Source organism: Streptomyces sp. A01, assembly GCF_059026195.1.
In genome coordinates, this window is the sequence record NZ_JBWLKN010000010.1 from 59,530 (window position 1) to 80,464 (window position 20,935).

The 20,935-nt window shown below is 70.0% G+C and carries 18 protein-coding genes; 8 read left to right on the plus strand and 10 right to left on the minus strand.

Going from position 1 to position 20,935, the window contains the following annotated elements; translation table 11 throughout:
• Positions 1–195: 195 nt before the first annotated feature.
• Positions 196–774: a TerD family protein gene (locus tag AC5P1B_RS15635; protein ID WP_493887727.1), complete on the minus strand. Its 579-nt coding sequence runs from the start codon at positions 772–774 to the stop codon at positions 196–198.
• 171 nt (positions 775–945) lie between these two features.
• Complete coding sequence (gene uvrB / locus AC5P1B_RS15640; RefSeq protein ID WP_493887728.1) at positions 946–3,075, minus strand: excinuclease ABC subunit UvrB; 2,130 nt, start codon at positions 3,073–3,075, stop codon at positions 946–948.
• Positions 3,076–3,291: 216 nt separating this feature from the next.
• On the opposite strand from uvrB, the gene AC5P1B_RS15645 reads away from it, so the two are divergent.
• Entirely contained in the window at positions 3,292–3,492 is a 201-nt protein-coding gene (locus tag AC5P1B_RS15645) for a DUF4177 domain-containing protein (protein WP_493887729.1), read from the plus strand.
• 196 nt (positions 3,493–3,688) lie between these two features.
• Here the strand turns inward: AC5P1B_RS15645 and AC5P1B_RS15650 are convergent, their stop codons facing one another.
• Entirely contained in the window at positions 3,689–4,621 is a 933-nt protein-coding gene (locus AC5P1B_RS15650) for a phosphotransferase enzyme family protein (protein WP_493887730.1), read from the minus strand.
• A gap of 113 nt (positions 4,622–4,734) precedes the next feature.
• Between AC5P1B_RS15650 and AC5P1B_RS15655 the strand changes: the two genes are divergently transcribed.
• Positions 4,735–5,652, plus strand: a complete 918-nt coding sequence (locus tag AC5P1B_RS15655; protein WP_493887731.1) for a glycerophosphodiester phosphodiesterase — start codon at positions 4,735–4,737, stop codon at positions 5,650–5,652.
• 77 nt (positions 5,653–5,729) lie between these two features.
• A complete protein-coding gene (locus AC5P1B_RS15660) occupies positions 5,730–6,302 on the plus strand; it encodes a methylated-DNA--[protein]-cysteine S-methyltransferase (protein WP_493887732.1) in 573 nt (190 codons plus the stop codon).
• A gap of 139 nt (positions 6,303–6,441) precedes the next feature.
• Here the strand turns inward: AC5P1B_RS15660 and AC5P1B_RS15665 are convergent, their stop codons facing one another.
• Positions 6,442–7,086, minus strand: coding sequence for a nucleoside/nucleotide kinase family protein (locus AC5P1B_RS15665; RefSeq protein ID WP_493887733.1), 645 nt, complete (start codon positions 7,084–7,086; stop codon positions 6,442–6,444).
• A gap of 175 nt (positions 7,087–7,261) precedes the next feature.
• On the opposite strand from AC5P1B_RS15665, the gene AC5P1B_RS15670 reads away from it, so the two are divergent.
• Entirely contained in the window at positions 7,262–8,428 is a 1,167-nt protein-coding gene (locus tag AC5P1B_RS15670; RefSeq protein ID WP_493887734.1) for an aromatic acid exporter family protein, read from the plus strand.
• Positions 8,429–8,564: 136 nt separating this feature from the next.
• Here AC5P1B_RS15670 and AC5P1B_RS15675 read toward each other — a convergent pair whose 3' ends face one another.
• Complete coding sequence (locus AC5P1B_RS15675) at positions 8,565–9,263, minus strand: S1 family peptidase (protein WP_493887735.1); 699 nt, start codon at positions 9,261–9,263, stop codon at positions 8,565–8,567.
• A 318-nt stretch (positions 9,264–9,581) separates the two neighbouring features.
• Here AC5P1B_RS15675 and AC5P1B_RS15680 point away from each other — a divergent pair, with 318 nt between their 5' ends.
• Positions 9,582–10,217: a hypothetical protein gene (locus tag AC5P1B_RS15680; protein ID WP_493887736.1), complete on the plus strand. Its 636-nt coding sequence runs from the start codon at positions 9,582–9,584 to the stop codon at positions 10,215–10,217.
• A 604-nt stretch (positions 10,218–10,821) separates the two neighbouring features.
• Here AC5P1B_RS15680 and AC5P1B_RS15685 read toward each other — a convergent pair.
• Positions 10,822–11,553, minus strand: a complete 732-nt coding sequence (locus tag AC5P1B_RS15685) for a DUF7873 family protein (protein ID WP_493887738.1) — start codon at positions 11,551–11,553, stop codon at positions 10,822–10,824.
• A gap of 116 nt (positions 11,554–11,669) precedes the next feature.
• Between AC5P1B_RS15685 and AC5P1B_RS15690 the strand changes: the two genes are divergently transcribed.
• A complete protein-coding gene (locus AC5P1B_RS15690) occupies positions 11,670–11,987 on the plus strand; it encodes a DUF6343 family protein (protein ID WP_493887739.1) in 318 nt (105 codons plus the stop codon).
• Between the two features lie 304 nt (positions 11,988–12,291).
• Here the strand turns inward: AC5P1B_RS15690 and AC5P1B_RS15695 are convergent, their stop codons facing one another.
• From AC5P1B_RS15695 to rpsA, 4 genes are all read right to left on the minus strand, one after another.
• Positions 12,292–12,663: a tetratricopeptide repeat protein gene (locus AC5P1B_RS15695; RefSeq protein ID WP_493887740.1), complete on the minus strand. Its 372-nt coding sequence runs from the start codon at positions 12,661–12,663 to the stop codon at positions 12,292–12,294.
• A gap of 278 nt (positions 12,664–12,941) precedes the next feature.
• The gene (gene coaE / locus AC5P1B_RS15700; protein ID WP_493887741.1) at positions 12,942–13,544 is read right to left on the minus strand and encodes a dephospho-CoA kinase; all 603 of its coding nucleotides are present in this window, start codon (positions 13,542–13,544) and stop codon (positions 12,942–12,944) included.
• Between the two features lie 112 nt (positions 13,545–13,656).
• Positions 13,657–14,604 (minus strand): PAC2 family protein, encoded by a 948-nt coding sequence (locus tag AC5P1B_RS15705; RefSeq protein ID WP_493887742.1) that lies wholly within the window; start codon positions 14,602–14,604, stop codon positions 13,657–13,659.
• A gap of 313 nt (positions 14,605–14,917) precedes the next feature.
• On the minus strand, positions 14,918–16,441 hold the full coding sequence (gene rpsA, locus AC5P1B_RS15710; RefSeq protein WP_493887743.1) for a 30S ribosomal protein S1: 1,524 nt from the start codon (positions 16,439–16,441) through the stop codon (positions 14,918–14,920).
• A 488-nt stretch (positions 16,442–16,929) separates the two neighbouring features.
• On the opposite strand from rpsA, the gene AC5P1B_RS15715 reads away from it, so the two are divergent.
• Both AC5P1B_RS15715 and hrpB read left to right on the plus strand, forming a co-directional pair.
• The gene (locus AC5P1B_RS15715; RefSeq protein WP_493887923.1) at positions 16,930–17,787 is read left to right on the plus strand and encodes a class I SAM-dependent methyltransferase; all 858 of its coding nucleotides are present in this window, start codon (positions 16,930–16,932) and stop codon (positions 17,785–17,787) included.
• A gap of 301 nt (positions 17,788–18,088) precedes the next feature.
• The gene (hrpB, locus tag AC5P1B_RS15720; protein ID WP_493887744.1) at positions 18,089–20,875 is read left to right on the plus strand and encodes an ATP-dependent helicase HrpB; all 2,787 of its coding nucleotides are present in this window, start codon (positions 18,089–18,091) and stop codon (positions 20,873–20,875) included.
• The last annotated feature ends 60 nt before the right edge of the window (positions 20,876–20,935 follow it).

Here is a 20,935-nt window from a genome sequence, read left to right on the forward strand (position 1 = left end):
AACGCCCCCGTACGGCGCGGAGAGCGCCGGGACGGTCGATCGCCACCTGTCTGGTGGTTCCGGCGGTTCCGGCCCGGTGTCCCACCGGGCCGGAACGGAAGCGCCGGGGCCCGAACTGCCGAGGCGACCGGCTGACGCCGACTGGGGTCAGCCCTGCCACGTCAAGTGCCCGTCACGTAGCCGGCGTTCGGACACTCAGAGGTGGGGAACGATCGACGGCATGAGGTCCTGGAAGGTGCGGCCGTTGGCCGGAGCGCCGACGGCCGTCAGCTGCCAGCCGTTGCCCGCGCGGTGCACCTTGGCCATGATCTGAGCGGTGTACTGGCCGCCGCCGGTGAGCGTGTAACGCGCCATTTCCTGGCCGTTGGTCTCATCCACCAGACGGCAGAAGGCGTTGGCGACCTCGGCGAAGGTCTGCCCGGTGAAGGAGTTCACGGTGAACACGATCTGGTCGATGTGCACCGGCACTCGCTGCAGGTCGACGAGGATCGCCTCGTCATCGCCGCCCTGACCGACTCCGCCGACGAGGTTGTCACCGGTGTGCCTGACGGAGCCGTCATCGCTCGTCAGGTGCCGGAAGAACACCACATCGACCGGCTGCTTGTCCGCGAAGAGCACGGCCGACGCGTCGAGGTCGACCTCCTTGGTCCGGGACCCGAACAGTCCACGGCGCGGCGCTGACTGCCAGCCCAGCCCCATCCGTACGGCGCTCAGGCTGCCTCCATCCGCCTTCTCAAGGCTGATGGCCTGGCCCTTGGACATGTTGACCGTCACGCGCTGTCCCTCTCTCGACGTTTCCCCCGGCCGTCCGTCTGTACGACCTGCCCGAACCCTATGCACTGCCACCAGTGGTCCGGCTACCGGCACCGGGCTTTGTGGCGCTCTTGCAACACACTGCCCGGCGCGCCGCCGCCGGGGCTCCGGTCAGGACGTGCGCCAGCGCCGTCAGGCGATTCCCGCCTCACGCATCTGCCGCAGTTCCTTCTTCAGCTCCCCCACCTCGTCACGCAGTCGCGCCGCGACCTCGAACTGCAGCTCTGCCGCCGCCGCCCGCATCCGCTCCGTCATCTCCTCGATCAGCTCGGCGAGTTCGGCGGCGGGCCGGTCAGTGAGCGCGCCGTCCTTGGCCCCGGCCCGCGAGCCCTTCTTGCCGCCGGGCTTCTGCACCGACAGCGCGGGCACCGGAGCCTTGCCCTTGCCGGCCTGCCGGTACTCGCTGCTCAGCAGCTCCTGGGTGTCCACCGCCTCGCGGGCGATCGTCGCCACGATGTCGCCGATCTTCTTACGGAGCGGCTGGGGATCGATCCCGCGCTCCGTGTTGTACGCGACCTGCTTCTCGCGGCGCCGGTTGGTCTCCTCGATCGCCGTGGCCATCGCCGGGGTGATCTTGTCGGCGTACATGTGCACCTGGCCCGAGACGTTGCGCGCCGCGCGGCCGATGGTCTGGATCAGCGAGGTCCCGGAGCGGAGGAATCCCTCCTTGTCGGCGTCGAGGATCGCGACCAGCGAGACCTCCGGCAGGTCAAGGCCCTCCCGCAGGAGGTTGATGCCGACCAGGACGTCGTACTCACCGGCGCGCAGCTCGCGCAGCAGCTCCACGCGGCGCAGCGTGTCGACATCGCTGTGCAGGTAGCGCACCTGGATGCCCAGTTCGATCATGTACTCGGTGAGGTCCTCGGCCATCTTCTTGGTGAGCGTCGTGACCAGGACGCGCTCGTTCTTCTCCGTGCGCAGCCTGATCTCGTGCATCAGGTCGTCGATCTGCCCGTCGGTGGGCTTGACGATGACCTCCGGGTCGATCAGGCCGGTCGGCCGGATGATCTGCTCCACGAATCCGTCGCCGCGCGCGAGCTCGTACTTTCCCGGCGTGGCGGAGAGATAGACGGTCTGGCCGATGCGCTCCTGGAACTCCTCCCACTTCAGCGGGCGGTTGTCCATCGCCGACGGCAGCCGGAAACCGTGCTCGACCAGCGTCCGCTTCCGGGAGGCGTCGCCCTCGTACATGGCGCCGATCTGCGGAACGGTGACATGGGACTCGTCGATGACGAGGAGGAAGTCCTCCGGAAAGTAGTCCAGGAGGGTGTGCGCGGCGGAACCGGGCTCGCGGCCGTCGATGTGCAGCGAGTAGTTCTCAATGCCGGAGCAGGTGCCGATCTGCCGCATCATCTCGATGTCGTACGTGGTCCGCATGCGCAGCCGCTGGGCTTCGAGCAGCTTGCCCTGCTTCTCCATCCGGGCGAGCGTCTCGGCGAGCTCGGCCTCGATCCGCGCGATGGCCTTCTCCATGCGCTCGGGTCCGGCCACGTAGTGGCTGGCCGGGAAGACGTACAGCTCCTGGTCGTCGGAGATCACCTCGCCGGTGAGCGGGTGCAGTGTGGACAGCGCCTCGACCTCGTCGCCGAACATCTCGATCCGGACGGCCAGCTCCTCGTAGACCGGGAAGATCTCGATGGTGTCGCCGCGGACCCGGAAGGTCCCGCGCGTGAACGCGACGTCATTGCGCGTGTACTGGATGTCGACGAAGCGGCGCAGCAGCTGATCGCGGTCGATCTCGTCACCGATCTTGAGCTGCACCATGCGGTCGACGTACTCCTGGGGCGTACCCAGGCCGTAGATGCAGGACACGGAGGCCACCACGATGACGTCCCGCCGGGTGAGCAGCGAGTTCGTCGCGGAGTGGCGCAGCCGCTCAACCTCCTCGTTGATGGAGGAGTCCTTCTCGATATACGTGTCGGACTGCGGGACGTACGCCTCGGGCTGGTAGTAGTCGTAGTACGAGACGAAGTACTCGACGGCGTTGTTGGGCAGCAGCTCGCGGAACTCGTTCGCGAGCTGGGCCGCGAGCGTCTTGTTCGGGGCCATGACGAGGGTGGGCCGCTGCAGCTTCTCGATCATCCACGCGGTGGTCGCCGACTTGCCGGTGCCTGTCGCGCCGAGCAGCACGACATCCTTCTCACCTGCCCGGATGCGCCGCTCAAGCTCGGCGATGGCTGTGGGCTGGTCACCACTGGGCTGGTAGGGACTGACGACCTCGAAAGGCGCCACCGTGCGTTGGATGTGAGATTCGGGCCGCATGCAACCACGGTACGACTCACCACTGACAACGGTCCGTCCTCCGGCCCGTAGCCTGGCCCCCGCAACCCGCTGGCCGGACCCTCGAAAGGGGGTTTGACCAGCCACTTAACGAAACGGTCCGGACGGGCACGACCGGCAGATCCGGCCTGGGGACCCAGCCGGTTCGATCACCGGACGGCTCAGCCGCCGAACGAGCGCTACGAAAGGTAATCGGTCATGTACGAATACAAGGTGATCCAGATCCGCGAGAAGCTGATCGGCGGGAAGATGTCGCCGGACAAGCTTGAGGACATGCTGAACAAGTACGCGGCCGACGGCTGGCAGGTGAAGGCCATAACGGCGGCCGATGTGAAGGGCAGGGTCGGCCCGGGCGGCGTCGAGGGCCTGCTGGTCACCTTCGAGCGCCCGCGCCGCTGACCCACGGCCGGAGCTCGGGAGGTCCGGGGCAGCCGGGCCACGCGGAACGAGGCGAGCGGAAGAGCGGCAAGGGGCCATACGGCCGGCCGGGTCACGGACTCAGCCGCCGTACGGCCCCGCCTCACGGGCCTGGCCCTTCCCTCGCCTCCTGGCCCGACCCGGGACGGGCCCTCGCCGTGGATACGCGGAAGTCCGCTCAGGGCCGGAGCGCCCGGAAGGCGGCCATCCGCCGCCTGTGGTACTCAAGGTCCTCCGCGTCGTGCACCACACCCTGCGCGCACGCGCGTGCGAAGTAGGCGCCTTCCCGCCGCAGCCGGTGCCGCATGAGCTGGGCCAGCGCCTCGTCGTCGAGCTTCCCCGCTGTGCCGCCCTCCGCCAGGTAGGCGTCCACGAAGTGACGCGCCGCCACGGGGTCCTCCCCGAACTCGTCGGCGAACTCAAGGGCCGCACTCGCCAGTTCCACCTCGGGTGGCGCGACCAGCGCTTCGTCCCAGTCAAGAACGGCGATCACCCGGTTGGCCGAGTTGGCCAGCAGGTTGCCGTGGTAATAGTCGCCATGCAGAGGGTGGCGTCGCGGCGCCTCCCGACAGAACCGCTCCAACCACGCGTCCAGCTCCGGGTCGTGCAACGCCCGGTCCTCGTACGCCACCTCACCCCGTAGCCCCACCGCCAAGTGGGACGGCCTGGGCCGCCCGGGCATCGACACCTCCGCGAGCGCCCGGTGCAACCGTGCGAGCAGCCGCGCGGCCTGCTCCGCCTGTGCCGGATCGTCCGCGTTGACCCAACGCCCCTCGACATACGGCCAGACCGAGACTGGCCGCCCCTCCGCCCGTATGACCGTCTGGCCCATACGCGACCGCAGTGGCGCCACGGCCTCATCCACTCCACCCGCCTTCGCTCGCAGCGCCACCATGTGACACCACTCGGCTTCCTCCGAAGGCCGCCAGACGGGACCGATCCGGACGACTACGGCGCGCGGCGCGCTCTCACCACTCGTATCGTGCGCCTTGTAGGCGGCTGACTCTTCGCCGCCGTACAAGCGGAGCGCGTCGTCGCCGAGCCGCATCCCCCATTCACGTGCGACAACTTCCCGTATCCCCTCCGACAGCGGAATCTCGGCAAACGACACGGAACACTCCCCGTTCAGTTTCTGTCCATCCCGCACCTATCTTCCGGTACGGAACGACTGGGACTCTCTGCCCGTCCTGTCCGTCTCTGAGTCTCATGACGCGAGGAGTCCGTATGCACATCCGCCCTGTCGCCGCAGCCACTTGCGCGCTCACGGGTATGTCCGCGCTCTTCCTCCCCACAGCATCGGCAGAGGCCGCCGACCGGCCACACAGACCGGTCGCCGTCGCCCACCGCGGTGCGTCCGCCTACGCTCCGGAGAACACCCTCAGCGCCGTGGACGAAGCCGCTGACCTCAAGATCGACTGGGTGGAGAACGACGTCCAGCGCACCAAGGACGGCAAACTCATCATCATTCACGACACTACGCTGAAGCGGACGACCAACGTCGAGGAGATTTTCCCCGACCGCGCCCCGTGGAAGGTCGCCGACTTCACCCTCAAGGAGATCAAGCGGCTGGACGCCGGCAGCTGGTTCAGCCCGGGCTTCGCGGGCGAGCGCGTGCCGACGCTGAAGCAGTACATGAACCGCGTGAGCGCCAACCGCCAAAGGCTCCTGATGGAGATCAAGGCGCCCGAGCTCTACCCCGGCATCGAGCGGCAGACGCTGCGTCAACTGCGCCGCCAGGGCTGGCTGGACCGCCAGCACGTCAAACACCGGCTGATCATCCAGAGCTTCAGCGCCGACTCGATTAAGACCACACACAAGCTGCGCCCGGACGTCAAGACAGGCTTCCTCGGCACTCCGGCCGTCGCCGATCTGCCGTCGTACGCGCGTTTCACCGACCAGATCAATCCGAACTACAGGACGCTCAGCGCCGACTACGTCGCGGCGGTCCACGCGCTGCGCGGCCCGCACCACAAGCGGCTTGAGGTCTACACCTGGACCGTTGACGATGCCAAGAACGCCGTGAAGGTCGCCGGCATGGGGGTGGACGGCATCATCACCAACAAGCCCGACCTCATCCGCGACGCGGTGGACGACCGCTCGGCCGTGGGAAGCTCCAAGAAGCGGGTGGCGGCGGTGATGTAACACCACACGGAGGCGCGCGGGGGCGGGTGAGGGCTGAGCTCGGTGTCACTGTCAGTGCCCGCCCCTACGCTGAACGCGTGAACAATTCAGAGCAGGAGCAGCAGCGCGATCGCCAGCCCTGGGCCTGGGACGTAGCGGAGACGGCGATCGGTCCTCTGCTGCTCGCGGTGACCGACAACGGCCTGGTCCAGGTCGTCTTCCACGCCGACGCGAAGCGGACCGCCGAATCCCTCGCCCGGCTCGCTCGCCGCCTGGGCGCCGCCGCCTCCCCCGCTCCGTCTCCGGACCACCCGCTCCTCGCCGAGGCGGTCCGCCAGCTCGACGCCTATTTCACCGGGGGTCTGCGCGACTTCTCCCTCCCCCTTGACTGGTCGCTGACCTCGGGCTTCAACCGTCAGGTGCTGCGGGAGCTGGCCGCTCATGTCGCGTACGGCACTGTCGTCGGCTACCAGGATCTCGCCGTCCGGGTCGGCGAACCCGGCGCGGCGCGGGCGGTCGGCGTGGCCATGGGGTCCAATCCACTGCCGGTCGTCGTGCCCTGCCACCGGGTCGTCGAGAGCGACGGCGGCATAGGCGGCTTCGGCGGCGGCCTGGAGACGAAGCGCGTCCTGCTGGCCCTGGAGGGAGTCCTGCCTCAGCCTCTGTTCTAGGCCGGTCCTTGCCCTGGGGCCCGCCGGGCCCGGGGGGCGCTGGTCGTGTGTCGCGGTCGGGAACGACGGCGGCTCGCCCCGCGCCGAGAGGCCGTGCGGGGTGGCCGCCGGACGGTGGAGTGGTCAGGCGGCGGAGTGGTCAGGCGGCGGTGGAGCCGTTCCATGCCGGATGCAGGGGATCGTCCGCGCGTACGACGACGTCCGCGTTTTCGGCGGGCCGTACCTCGTCCTCGTACCGGGCGAAGGCGGGCAGCGTCCAGCGCTCGTCCTCAGCCGTACGCCGGGCGAGCGCGGCCGGAGACAGCCGCAGATGTACGGAGAGGTCAAAGGGGAACCAGTGCCCGAGAAGGAGCGGCCCGTGAACGAGCAGCACACCACCAGGCGGCAACCGCGCATACGGGGTGCGGGTCGCACGATCGGTGACCGGGTCCCACAGGTCGGGCAGCACGCGGCCCGTGCCATCGGCGTCGAGCGGGTTGAAGACCTCACGCCACAGGGCGCCCGTATCGGTCCACGTGTCGTAGTACGCGTCGACGTCCTGCCGCCCGTACTCGTACCGCAGCGAGGCAGGCCGCAGGAATCCGGCAGTGCCGACCACGAGCACCGACCGTCCCCGCACCCGCAGGGCCTTGGCGAGCCGCTGCGCCAGCCGCTCACCGTGCGCGGCCGGAGCCCCGTCGATGGCCACTCGCGACCACGGCCCGCCGTCCGCCGCTCGGGGCGCCGCCACCCGGTCGGCGAGTGCCTCGGTGAGCCGTTCCCAGGAGATCGCTTCCAGTCGCACACCGCCCATCATGCCTCCCGCGTGAGAAGCCGTCCGCGCCACCCGGAAACCACCCGGCAGACCGGCGCCGGAACGACCGGGGCGGCTACCACCAGGCAGGTGGAAGACAGGGCTTTCCGGTGTCGGGGCGGTCGTGGAGCGGGACAGGCAGGGAGTGCGTGATGTAACCGACCCAGTGACAGAACTGACGAAACGCGGCCGCCATCCCACCGTCGTGCAAGCACTGCGGTCCGCGGTGGCCGCGACGCTCGCCTACGCCGTCGCCCTGCGGCTCAGCAGCGAACCCGTACCGCTGACCGCGCCGCTCACCGCCCTGCTCGTCGTCCAGGTCACGTTCTACGCCACGCTGACCACCGGCATCCGGAGGGTCAACGCGGTGGTGGCCGGAGTGCTCATCGCGATCGGGTTCAGCGCGCTCGTGGGGCTGTCCTGGTGGAGCCTGGGTCTGATCATCCTGGCATCGCTGGCGGCCGGGCACCTGGTGAAGGTGAACGAGTTCGTCCCCGAGGTGGCGATCAGCGCCATGCTCGTCCTCGGAGTGACCCGCGTGGCGAACACGGCCTGGGACCGGGTGCTGGAAACGCTCATCGGTGCCGTGGTGGGCCTGCTGTTCAACTTTCTGTTCGCCCCGCCGGTATGGGTACACAGCGCCGGTGAGTGCATCGAGGACCTGGCCCGGCGTCTCCGCGACCTCCTGCAACGCATCGGCGAGGAACTGGCCACCCACACCCCGGTCGACCGCGCCGCGGCCCGCCTGCACGAGGCGCGACGCCTGGACAACGACGTCGCGCAGGTGGACGCCGCCCTCCGCCAGGCGGAGGACAGCCTGCGGCTCAACCCGCGAGTCAAGGAGGGTCTGCTCCACCGCGTCGTCCTGCGGACCGGTCTTGACACCCTGGAGATCTGCACGGTGGTCGTCCGCGTGCTGGCCCGCACGCTGACCGACCTCGCCAAGCACCGCACGGACGAGGCACTGTTCCCGCCCGATGTCGCCAAGGCTCTGGAGGAGCTGTTCGTTCACGTCTCCAAAGCGGTGGAGAGCTTCGCCATCCTCGTCACCACCCAGGTCAGCGCGAACGCGGAAGAAGCCGAAGCCCGGCTGACGGCGGCGCTGGACGAAGCGGCCATCAGCCGCGACCGTGCCGCGCACCTGCTCCTTCGACGCGTCCAGGAGCACCCCGGCCAGTGGCAACTGCAGGGAGCCCTGCTGTCGGAGGTCGACCGGATCTTGGACGAGATGGACATGGAACACCGCACCATGCGCCTGATGGAGGAGCTCGACCGGAGCTCGCACGAGGGGCGAGAGCGGTTTCCGCGATTGCGCAAGCTCACGCGTCTGTGACACGAGCACAGCGGTCGGCCACCATCATGCTCACCGCCGCCACCGCCAGGGGGAAGCTGGAGCCGCGGACGGCCGATGCCCGGAGAAGTGCCGCCCCGCCGCCCGCACGCCCAGCTCAGTGCGAGTCAGCGCAAGGTCAGTGCAAGGTCAGCCCGTATGCGGCGAGGATCTCGACGATCGGCTGGTAGTAGGTGATACCACCACTGGTGCACCCGCCGCTGCCGCCGACGATGACGCCGAGACCCGTGCCGCCGGAGAAGGCGGGCCCACCCGCGTCTCCGGGCTCTGGGCACACGCTGGAGCTGAACAGCCCGGAGACCGTGCCCTCGGGGAAGTTCACCGAGACGTTCACCGCGCGCACGGTGCCGCAGCGCAGCCCGCTCGCCCGTCCGATGTGGCACACGGACTGGCCGACTCTCGGGCCGGCGGCACCGGTGATGTCCCTCGTCTGACCGTTGCCGAGGTTGATCTCCCCGGGATACGACACGGACGGGTTGGTGTAGCGGATCACGCCGTAGTCGTCACCGGGAAAGCTGGCCCCTGCCGTCGTGCCGATGACCACGGTCCTGGCCGGGTCCGCGTACCACGTGGTGCTGGTCTTCGCGCAGCGCCCGAGCATGAGGCCGTAGGTGTTGGTGCCCGACTGCGCGTTGAAGGCGACGGTGCACCTGCCGCCGCCGCTGCCGTAGATCACATCGCCGCCCCGGACGGCGAGTTGCTGACCGGCTGCCGAGGCGGCGGGGGCGACCGCGGCGCAGAGGCCCGCCAGGACGGCGAGCACAACGCAGAGAACGTAGAAGTGCGCTGAACGTATGGCAGTGCTGTGAGATCTCACGGTTCCTCCTGGCATGCCGTCATGGGACGTGCGTCTGCTGAGGTACGCACCGAATTGCCGCTTTCGTCGACGGACAGGCTGTCCGCGCGGTATGCCACGGCCTCGCCGGCAACGAAAGTATCCAGCTCCCCGACAGGACATGAGGCCGATTCCGGAGGTCGGCTCGGGCTGCGCCGCGCCGGGCGGATCGCCATGGGCCTCGGCTGGCTCAGGTGAAGGCCGCGCGGAAGTGGCTGAAGGAGGGCGCACGGCATCGCCGACCGTGCCCAGCAGATCCGGGCCGCACTGCGCCAGCAGAGCAACGTCTCCCTCGGCCCGGTGCTGGGCGGGAGCGGCAACCTGCGCAAAGTCGTCCTGGGTGTCTCCGTCGATGACATCGAGGCCCCCGCGCTCGGGGTGATGAGTCAGGGCGAACCGCACTCCCTCGCGCTGTCGCTGTTCCTGCCGCGCACGCTGCTGCCCGACAACCCGTTCCGGTTCCTCATCATCGACGACCCGGTGCAGTCCATGGACCCTGCCAAGGTGGACGGACCGGCCAAGGTGCTCTCCGACCTGGCCGCGGACCGGCAGGTGATCGCCTTCACCCACGACACGCGCCTGTCGCAGGCCATGAAGCACCTGCGTCTTCCCGTCACCGTCATGGAAGTCGTACGCGGCGAACGGTCGGTCGTCCAGGTGAAGGAGGCCGACGACCCGGTGTCCCAGACGCTCCACGACGCCCGGGCGCTGGCCAAGTCCCGCAACGTGCCCACCGACATCGTGGCCACTGTGCTGCCCGGGCTGTGCAGAACCGCCCTTGAGGCGGCGTTCCTCGTTCCGGCCCGGCGCCGTCTACTGCGCAGCGGTGCCGACCACGCGGCGGTCGAACGGGAGATCTCGCGCGCGCCGGCTCACCGAACTGGCGGCCCTCGCCCTGTACGGCGACGCGGCCCGCTTCCCCAGCGTCATCGATGATCTGGAAGCGCGGTACGGAGAGCGAGCGGGCGCGCTCATGAGGTGGTGCGCCAACAGGGCCGACGAAGCAGTGCCGACTGAGAACGCCACCGAACTCATCGAGGACATCCGCCAATTCGCCAGCGAGGTGCGCGCCCTGTGACTGCCGGTCGGTCATGGCCGCCACGTGAGCGGCACTGATGTCCGTGAAAAGAAGGTAGCCCGGGGGCGTAGCCTGCCCCCGGGCTCAGTTTTGCCGCCCAATTGCGCACGCCGGAACAGTCAAGGACGCGGGTCAGTCATCATGTCGTCGTGTTCTGCCTTTGAACTACCGCGCATCGGAAGGTAAATGGCTGCGCGGGCCGGACTTGAACCGGCATCCAACGACCAAGCCCGGCCTGGTCGATCCGGCGATCGGCGGCGAATGCTGAGACTGGAGCAAGAGTCTGAGATTCATCGCGGTCTGCCTCTGCCGGACTTGGGCTATCCCGGCTCGAAGAGAGAATGAGGGCCGGGAGAGGGATTTGAACCCCCACTGGGACCGCGCTGTCACGACAAGCTTCAGGTTCAGCTTGCGCACCTCGCGCACCCCAGCCGCGGAAAGGCGGCCGGGGAGTACATGACGCTACCCGAAGAGGTAGCCGAAAACCACATCACCGACGCGCTCATCGGTGACCTCGACGGCGTTGGCCTCTTCGCGGGCGAACTTGACCGCCTGCTGGAGCTTTTCCACGCGGTCGAGGAGTTCGTTGACGCGTCGGGCCGGGAGGGCTCCGGAGAACTTCACCGTCGTCCAGTAGCCGACGGGAATGTCCTCGTAGTAGACCTCGACCTGCGCCGGGTGCTTGTCGGTCGCCTCCGCCTTGACGTGGTTGCGGGGGACCTTCTTCGTACGGACGGTGCGGACCGGCTCCGTCTTCCAGCTGTCCGTCGACGGATCGAGGGCCCAGAATTCGGCCGCGTCGAGCGCCGGCAGCTTACGGATGAAGGTGTTGAGGTCGGTCAGCTGCTTTTCGAGGAAGAGCAGATAGGAGACCGGCACTTCACGCAGCAACGTGCGGCCGTCGACGGTGACGTCGGCGCGCGCGCTGCAGTTCGACCAGTCCTTGGTGGCGGTGACGTCGAAAAGACGCGTGAGGGTGGTCGCCGTATCCCGCAGTACATCCTCGGCCTTGACCTGGACGCGCGTCGACTCGGGAGGCAGCTGCTCGCCTTCCTCGTCCTTCGGCTGATACGTGCGGGATATACCGGCGAGCAGCGCGGGCTTTTGCAAGCCATGCTGAGCCGTGGTCAGGTCCTGCTGCGCCTTGGACTTGACGCCCTTCTCCACTGCGATGATCTGATTGAGTTTCGCCACGCGTCGAACATTAACAGGACCGCATGCGCGCACCGAGGGGTTATCCACAGGCGGTCGGTGGGAGTGGGCCGCCGGGTATCCACAGGAGTAGATTCGGTAGTGGGAGATGCGTCGAGATGCTGCGTACCGGAGATGAACCGCTGCACGCGCGCAGCCCGCTGCGGCTGCGCCTCGGCCTCGCGCTGTGGGGGCTGGTCTGGGCCCTCGGCGGGGCCGTGGCCTTTGCGGTCGCCGACAGGCCGGGCTGGGCTGCCGCCTGCGCGGTGGTCGTGCTGGTGACCGTGACCGACGTGGTCCTCGTCATACGGCATCTACGGCAAGGGCCGCATTATCAGCCCGGCAAGGACGTCCCACCGTACGCGCCGGTCAGCGGCAGCGACCCCGGACGCCAACGCCGCCGTCACGGCCTGCGACATCACGGCCCCGTCCCGTAGCCATCCCTCGCCACCATCCCTGTAGTCATTCCTCGTAGCAACCGCCGTAGCCATCACTCGCCCCCGTAGCATCGGAGGGGTGATCGCTCGGCGGTAGGGCAGCGACGCCGCGAGCACCGGCCAGACAGGCGCTGCCGGTCAGGGCTTCCCGCCAGGCGTTTCCGGTCGGACGCTCGCGATGAGCCATGAGACCTGCCGTCGGCGCGGGCGCCCACCCCGCCCCGTAAGGAGTGTGCCGCGGCAGTGCGCGGCAGGCGCATCGCCGCTGAGATCACGAGCCGCTACGGGACGCTGAGGCTCCGGCTCAGGCGCCCTCTCCGAAGCGGGCCGCCGCCACGAAATCGGGACGCGGGTCGAGCGCCGCCGCCAGCCGGAAGTGGCGCTTGGCCTCGTCGGGCCGGTTGGCCCGCTCCAGGGTGCGGGCCAGCGCGAAGTGGGCGAACGCGTTGTCCGGCTCGCGCTCCAGGACCAGCTGGAACTCCAGCTCAGCCGAACGAAGCTGGGCCGCCAGGAAGAAGGCGCGGGCTCGCAGCAGACGGGCAGCGGTGTTCTCCGGGTGGGCGGTGATGACGGAGTCGAGCAGCTTCACCGCGCCACGCGGATCACGCGCGGCGAGCAGCTGCTCAGCGGCGCGGAAGTCGATCACATGTGTCTCGGGCGTGGGCTGACTACTCACTGCCGTCTCCTCTCCCGGGCTGATGCCTGCGAGCCACGGTCGCGCCACGGCCTCGGACCGCGCGGACCGCGCCGCCTGGCGTGGCGCGCTCCTACGGGGGCCAGAACATCTGATCCCGGCATCCGTATTCCCTCGCCGCCCGCGTCTCACTCACGCGTCGCGTCCGCACCTGCGACCCCAACCACCTACGAGGCACCCGTCCGTCACGGCGCGCTCAGCCCGCCGCTACCTGAGCGGCCGCACACCGGAGCAGTCCAATCCGCTACGAGGCAAGCCGGTCAGGCGGCCCCGGCTCGCCGCTTGAGGTCCTCCCAGACCTTGCTGACCTGTGGCTCCAGCGATTCCAGCGGGCCGTCGTTGTCAATGACCACATCGGCTACCGCCAGCCGCTGCTCCCGCGACGCCTGCGCCGCCATCCGGGAGCGGGCTTCCTCTTCCGTCATACCCCGCAGCCGGACAAGCCGGTCCAGTCGCGTCGCGGGGGAGGCGTCTACGACCAGCACCAGGTCGTAGAGGGAGGCGAGGCCGTTCTCGGTGAGCAGCGGTACGTCGTGGACGACGATCGCCCCCTCCCCCGCCGCCTGCTCCAGCTCCGCGGAGCGCGCCGCGACCAGGGGGTGGATGATCGCGTTCAGTGCCGCCAGCCGCTGGGGGGCGCCGAAGACGATGGACCCCAGCTTCGGGCGGTCGAGACGGCCGTCACTGGCGAGCACCTCCTCGCCGAACTCGTCGATCACGGCGGCGAGTCCCGGTGTCCCCGGCTCCACCACCTCGCGCGCGATCTTGTCGGCGTCGATCAGCACCGCACCGTACGAGGACAGCAGGCGCGACACTTCGCTCTTGCCCGCACCGATTCCGCCCGTGAGCCCCAGCTTCAGCATGGGACCAGCCTATGCGGCCGGATTCGGGGTCATGGACCTGACCGGCGGCCGGTCCTCATCCGCCGCCCTCGGCCGTCCGGGGGCCGGGCTCCCCGAGGCTGGGCACCCGGCCTCAGACGTCGCCGTCTCGCTCCGCACGCTCCGCGAGGAACCGCTCCAACTCGGCGCCCAGTTCATCCGCCGACGGCAATTCGGCCGGCTCGGCCACCAGGCTGCCGCGCGTCTCAGCACCGGCCAGCGCGTCGTACTGGTGCTCCAGGCCGCGCACCAGCGCCACCAGCTCCTCGTCGCCCTCGGAGATCTGACGCTCGATCTCCTCCTGGGTCTTGAGCGCCGCAGTGCGCAGCGTATGGGCGATTCCCGGCAGCACAAGCCCTGTCGCGGCGGTGACCGCCTCAAGAGCCGTGAGAGCGGCGTCCGGGTAGGGCGACCGGGCGACGTAGTGCGGTACGTGTACGGCCACGCCGAGCACGTCGTGTCCCGCCTCGCTCAGCCGGAACTCCACCAGTGCCTCGGCACTGCCCGGGACCTGCGCCTCGTCGAAGAAGCCACGGTGACCGGGCGTCAGGTCAACGCGGTTGCCGTGGGGGGTGACGCCCACGGGGCGGGTGTGCGGGACCCCCATGGGGATGCCGTGGAAGTTGACCGCGAGCCGCACGCCCAGGCGCTCGATGAGCTGTCCCACCGCCGCCGCGAAGCGTTCCCATTCCACATCCGGCTCGGGACCGGTGAGGAGCAGGAACGGGGCGCCGGTGGCGTCTCGCACCAAGTGGAGTTCAAGTGCGGGCGTCTCGTAGGCGGTCCAGCGGTCACGCTCGAAGGTCAGCAGCGGACGCCGGGCCCGGTAGTCGACGAGCCGGTCGTGGTCGAAGCGGGCGACGACCTGATGCGGCAGGCCGTGCAGCAGCTTCTCCACGATCTGGTCACCTGCCTCGCCCGCGTCGATATAGCCGTCGAAGTGGTAGAGCAGCACCAGCCCGGCCGAGTCGCGAGACGTTATCGCGTCCACTGCCGCGAGCCCGCTCGGCTCCCATGCGTACAAATCCTGCGGTTGCAACACCGTGAGCGCTCCTCCTTGTTCTTGTTGGGGCCAACGCTCAGTGAGATACGCGCATTCCCGGTCGCCGATCTCAATGGGGTGCGGGAGCGCGCGAGGGGGGCGTCCGGGCAGTCACGGGCAAGCCCCCGGGATCTCGCGGCCACCTCCGGTGCTCTCGGATGCCCGGGTTCGCGGTGTCCGCGGGCCATCAGCTCGCCCCGGAAACAGCGGTGAGGCCCGCCCCCTTCTCGGGGGACGGGCCTCACCGTCGCACTACAAGCTACGCGCTACGTGCGCCGGGCGAGCCGGCCGTCGTGTCGCGCTCGGCGGAGCTTCAGCTCTGCCCACCCGCCAGCTTCTCGCGAAGCGCGGCCAGGGCCTCGTCCGACGCCAGGGCGCCGGAGTTGTCGTCCGACTCCGAGGAGTACGAACCGCCGGAGACGTTGCCGCCTCCGCCACCGCCGCCACTCGTGCTGCCGGCGGCCGGGGCGGCAGCGCCCTCGGCAGCGGCCTGCTCGTCGGCCTCGCGGGACTTGATGACCTGCGCCTGGTGCTGCTCGAAGCGGGTCTGGGCCGTGGCGTACTGGCCTTCCCACTCCTCGCGCTGCTTCTCGTAGCCCGGCAGCCAGTCGTTGGCCTCGGGGTCGAAGCCCTCGGGGTAGATGTAGTTCCCCTGGTCGTCGTACGACGCGGCCATGCCGTAGAGCGTCGGGTCGAACTCGACCGAGGCCGGGTCGGAGCCGAAGGACTCGTTGGCCTGCTTCAGCGAGAGGCTGATGCGGCGGCGCTCCAGGTCGATGTCGATGACCTTGACGAAGATCTCGTCGTTGACCTGGACGACCTGCTCCGGGATCTCCACGTGGCGCTCGGCCAGCTCGGAGATGTGCACCAGACCCTCGATGCCCTCGTCGACGCGCACGAACGCACCGAACGGGACGAGCTTGGTGACCTTACCCGGGACGACCTGACCGATCTGGTGGGTCCGGGCGAACTGCTGCCACGGGTCTTCCTGGGTCGCCTTGAGCGACAGGGAGACGCGCTCGCGGTCCATGTCGACATCGAGGACCTCGACCGTGACCTCCTGGCCGACCTCGACAACCTCGGAGGGGTGGTCGATGTGCTTCCAGGACAGCTCGGACACGTGCACCAGGCCGTCCACGCCACCCAGGTCCACGAAGGCACCGAAGTTGACGATGGAGGAGACGACGCCGGAGCGCACCTGACCCTTCTGGAGGGTGGTGAGGAAGGTCTGACGGACCTCGCTCTGGGTCTGCTCCAGCCAGGCGCGGCGGGACAGAACCACGTTGTTGCGGTTCTTGTCCAGCTCGATGATCTTGGCCTCAAGCTCCTTGCCCACGTAGGGCTGGAGGTCGCGGACACGACGCATCTCGACCAGGGAGGCCGGCAGGAAGCCACGGAGGCCGATGTCGAGGATGAGACCACCCTTGACGACCTCGATGACGGTACCGGTGACGATCCCGTCCTCTTCCTTGATCTTCTCGATCGTGCCCCAGGCCCGCTCGTACTGAGCGCGCTTCTTGGACAGGATGAGACGGCCTTCCTTGTCCTCCTTCTGGAGAACCAGGGCCTCGATCTCATCGCCCACGGCGACGACCTCATTGGGGTCGACGTCGTGCTTGATCGAAAGCTCTCGGGAGGGGATGACGCCTTCGGTCTTGTAACCGATGTCGAGCAGGACCTCGTCCCGGTCGACCTTCACGATGACGCCGTCGACGATGTCGCCGTCGTTGAAGTACTTGATCGTCTCGTCGATCGCGGCGAGGAAGGCTTCCTCGTTACCGATGTCGTTGACCGCTACCTGCGGGGTGGTGGCGGTGGTCTCGGTGCTGCTCGTCATGTGGGAAAGGGCTCCGGTACGGACATTGAAATCGTAGGTAATGCTACGCCGGGAGCCCGTATCGCACACTGCCGAAGCCGGACAGCCTAGGAGACGTGATCTTGCCGCCTCCCCGAAGGGAAGCCACAAGCGCCTCGACAACCGAGGGGACATACAACAGATGCAAGCGCAACCTGCTCCGTCTGAGGTTCGCAGGCCCGCAGCGCAACTTGTAGCATACGGGGGCAGCCGGGCACGGTCAATGCGCGAAGAGCGCACGTGGGGACGAGGGCCGCATACCCGGCACGTGCGTGGTCCACACCGCCGCTGAGGAACACTCATGGTGCCCCCAGCCGCAGGCCGAGTCAGAGAGTACGACGACACCGACGATGAGCCAAGACCGCCAGGCCCAGAACGCGTCCGACCCGCTCGCGCAGCGTCCCCAGCACCCCGCGCCCACCACGCCCGCCTTCCCACACGCCCCCGTAGCCGGCGCCAGCGGGGCCGCGATGGCAGACGTGATGATCGATGAGGCCGATGAGGCCGTTGGGGTGGACGACGACGCCACCGCCACCCGGCGCCCAGCGGGAGACACCGAAAGCAACCGGGCCAGCAAGGGCTGGTGGGACCGGAACGCCGACGAGTATCAGGACGAGCACGGAGCGTTCCTGGGCGACGACCGGTTCATCTGGGGGCCTGAGGGTCTGGACGAGGCGCGAGCCGCCCTGCTCGGACCGGCGGCCGGACTCAGCGGACTGAGCGTGCTGGAGATCGGCGCGGGCGCCGCGCAGTGTTCCCGCTGGCTGGCGGCGCAGGGCGCGCGGCCGATCGCCCTCGACCTCTCCCACCGACAGCTGCAGCACGCGCTGCGGATCGGCGAGGAGCTCCCCCGGTCGGCCACGGTGCCGCTGGTCCAGGCCGACGCCGGGGCGCTGCCCTTCGCCGACGGCTCCTTCGACCTCGCCTGCTCGGCGTACGGCGCGATCCCCTTCGTCGCCGACCCGGTCCGGGTCATGCGTGAGGTGCACCGGGTCCTGCGGCCCGGCGCCCGCTGGGTGTTCTCGGTGACCCACCCCATCCGCTGGGCCTTCCCCGACGAACCGGGCCCGGAAGGGCTGTCGGTCTCCGCCTCCTACTTCGACCGCACGCCGTACGTCGAGCAGGACGAAACGGGACACGCCGTGTACGTCGAACACCACCGGACCCTCGGTGACCGCGTCAGGGACGTCGTGGCGGGCGGGTTCCGGCTCATCGACCTCGTCGAACCGGAATGGCCGGAAGGAAACACGCAGGAGTGGGGCGGCTGGTCACCGCTGCGCGGACAGCTGATCCCCGGTACGGCCATTTTCGTCTGCGAGCGCGCCTGACCCGTTCGGCTCGGCGGTGTCCCCTTCCTGACCGGCGCTCCTCTTTACCGGTGCCCCAGTACGGACGCGGGCGCTTCCCCGGAGCCCGCTTCGCGCACTGTTTCCCGCGCGGCACGCGACGGCGTCTCTCCCCTCTCCTTCCGCCCCCTTCTTTCTCCTTCTCTCCACACTTCTCTCTCCCCTCTCCCCCTCTCTCCTTCTCTCTCTTTCTCTCTACTTTCTTTCGGCGTCATGACGCTGCCGGTGCGGGGTGTCATGACCGCGCCGCGGCGGCGGGGCGGGCGCTGCGAGGATGGGGCCCGTGACGATCCGGACTGACGCGCTCGACCAGCTGCCCGTACGCACCGCCGTGCCCGAGTTGCGGCACGCGCTGGAGACACGTGGCGCGGCCGTGCTGTGCGCGCCACCCGGGACGGGGAAGACCACGCTGGTGCCGCTGGAGCTGGCCGGACTGCTGCGGCCGGGTGGGCCGCGGCGCCGGGTGCTCGTCGCCGAGCCACGGCGGATCGCGGTGCGGGCGGCCGCGCGCCGGATGGCGTGGCTGCTCGGCGAGGACGTCGGGGAGAGCGTCGGTTTCACGGTGCGTGGCGAACGCAAGGTCGGTCGTCGGACCGTCGTGGAAGTGGTCACGACCGGTGTGCTTCTGCAACGGCTGCAACGCGACCAGGAGTTGGCCGGGACCGACGTCGTCATGCTCGATGAATGCCACGAGCGGCATCTCGACGCCGACACGGCCGCCGCCTTCCTCCTCGACGTACGGGCGACGCTGCGACCCGAGCTGTGGCTCGTCGCGGCCTCGGCGACCACGGACGCGGCGGGCTGGGCCCGGCTGCTCGGCGAGGGTGGGGCCGGTGGCGGGGGCGCGACCGCCTCGGCCGCGGACGGCAGCGGTACACGGCCCGCTGGCTCCGTAGCGGCTGAGGCAGGCAGTGCTGGCGGTGCTGGCCATGCAGGCGAGACAGACGGTGCTGGCGAGGCTGGTGCTGACCGTGGTGGCGCGCTCGGTGCCGACCGTGCCGATCACGGTGACCGCGCTGATCACGGTGACCATGGTGGTGCCGCCCCGCTTGGACAGGGTGGCGACGCGCCCGTCGTCACGGCGGAGGGCGTCTCGCACCCGGTCGAGGTGGTGTGGGCGCCGCCGTCGCGGCCTGTGCGGCCACCGCATGGGATGCGGGTCGATCCGGTGCTGCTTGAGCACGTCGCCGCGGTCGTGCGGCGGGCGCTGCGCGAACAGGACGGCGACGTTCTGGTGTTCCTGCCCGGCGTCGGCGAGATCTCCCGGGTGGCCGGACAGCTCGGCGGGGCCGACACGCTGGGCGCCGAGGTGCTGCGGGTGCACGGGCGAGCGCCTGCCGCCGAGCAGGACGCGGTACTGGCGGGAGGCAGCGGGCCGCGGCGGGTGGTTCTGGCCACCTCGGTCGCCGAGTCGAGCCTGACCGTGCCAGGGGTCCGCGTCGTTGTTGACGCGGGGCTGGCGCGGGAGCCGCGGACCGACCACGCGCGCGGCCTCAGCGCGCTAGCGACCGTACGAGCCGCACGGGCCGCCGCACGGCAGCGGGCCGGGCGCGCGGGACGCGAGGCGCCGGGGACCGTGTACCGCTGCTGGTCGGAGGCCGATGACGGGCGGTTGCCGCGCTGGCCTTCGCCGGAGATCGCGGTCGCCGATCTCGCGGCGTTCGCCTTGCAGTGCGCGTGCTGGGGCGACCCCGGAGCCACCGGTCTCGCGCTGCTTGATCCGCCGCCGGGCGGGGCGATGGCGGCGGCGCACGAGGTGTTGACCGCGATCGGCGCCGTCGGCGCGGACGGCCGCGCGACCGATCGTGGCGCCCGTATGGCCCGGCTCGGGTTGCACCCGCGTCTCGCGCGGGCGCTCATCGACGGCGCGCGGGAGGTCGGCTCACGCCGGGCGGCGGAGGTGGTGGCCTTGCTGAGCGAGGAGCCGCCACGGGAGTACGGAGACGACCTGACGGTGGCGTGGCGTACCGCCCGGCGGGGCGGTGACGCCTACGCGGCACGCTGGCGGCAGGAGGCCCGCCGGCTGGAGGGCTCACTGCGCGACGGCGCACGCTCCGCACCGGGCGGGGCCTCGCCGGGCCCGGATGACGCGGTGGCCGGGATGATCGCCGCGCTCGCCTTTCCTGAGCGCGTGGCACGGGCGCGGGGCGCGGGGGCCCTTCTGATGGCGTCGGGGACGGGCGCCGAACTCGCCGACGGGTCGCGGCTGCGCGAAGCCCCGTGGCTGGCCATCGCGGTCGCCGACCGCCCCGTGGCCTCGGCTTCCGCCCGGGTACGGCTCGCCGCCGTCATCGATGAGGACACCGCCCGGACGGCGGCCTCTGCGCTCTGTACGCAGGCCGAGGAGGTCGGCTGGTCCACCGAGCGCCGGGACCTCGTGGCGCGCCGGGTGGAGCGGCTGGGCCGGATCGAGCTGCGGGCACGACAGCTGACCGCCCCCTCTCCCCGTCTCGTACGGGCCGGTCTGCTGGACGGGTTGCGGCGTGAGGGCTTCGGGTTGCTGCGCTGGTCGGCGGAGGCGCGGGCGCTGCGGCAGCGCATGGCGTTCGCCCATCGCGTGCTGGGAGAACCGTGGCCTGATGTCTCCGACGCGGGACTGCTGGACCGGGCGGATGAGTGGCTGGCCGGGGCGCTGGACCGGGCGCGCGGGAGGGCCGATCTGGAACGGGTGGACGCGGGGCAGGCGCTCGCCCGCCTCCTGCCGTGGGCGACGGGCCACGCCGCGCGCTTCGACGAGCTGGTGCCCGAGCGGATCGAGGTGCCGAGCGGGTCGCGCGTACGCGTGGACTACAGCGAGGAGCGGCCGGTGCTCGCGGTGAAGTTGCAGGAGCTGTTCGGCTGGCAGGAGACGCCCCGTATCGCGGGCGGGCGGGTGCCCGTGGTCGTCCATCTGCTGTCGCCCGCCGGGCGCCCCGCCGCCGTCACCGCCGACCTGGCGTCGTTCTGGCGCGAGGGGTACCGCTCCGTACGCGCGGAGCTGCGCGGCCGCTACCCGAAGCACCCGTGGCCGGAGGACCCGGCGACCGCGGCCCCGACATGCCACACGAAGGCGCGCTCCTCACGGGGCTGACCTCACCGGCGGTGGCCCCGGCGGCACCGTCACCGGCGGACGCGACGGGCCGCGGGGGAC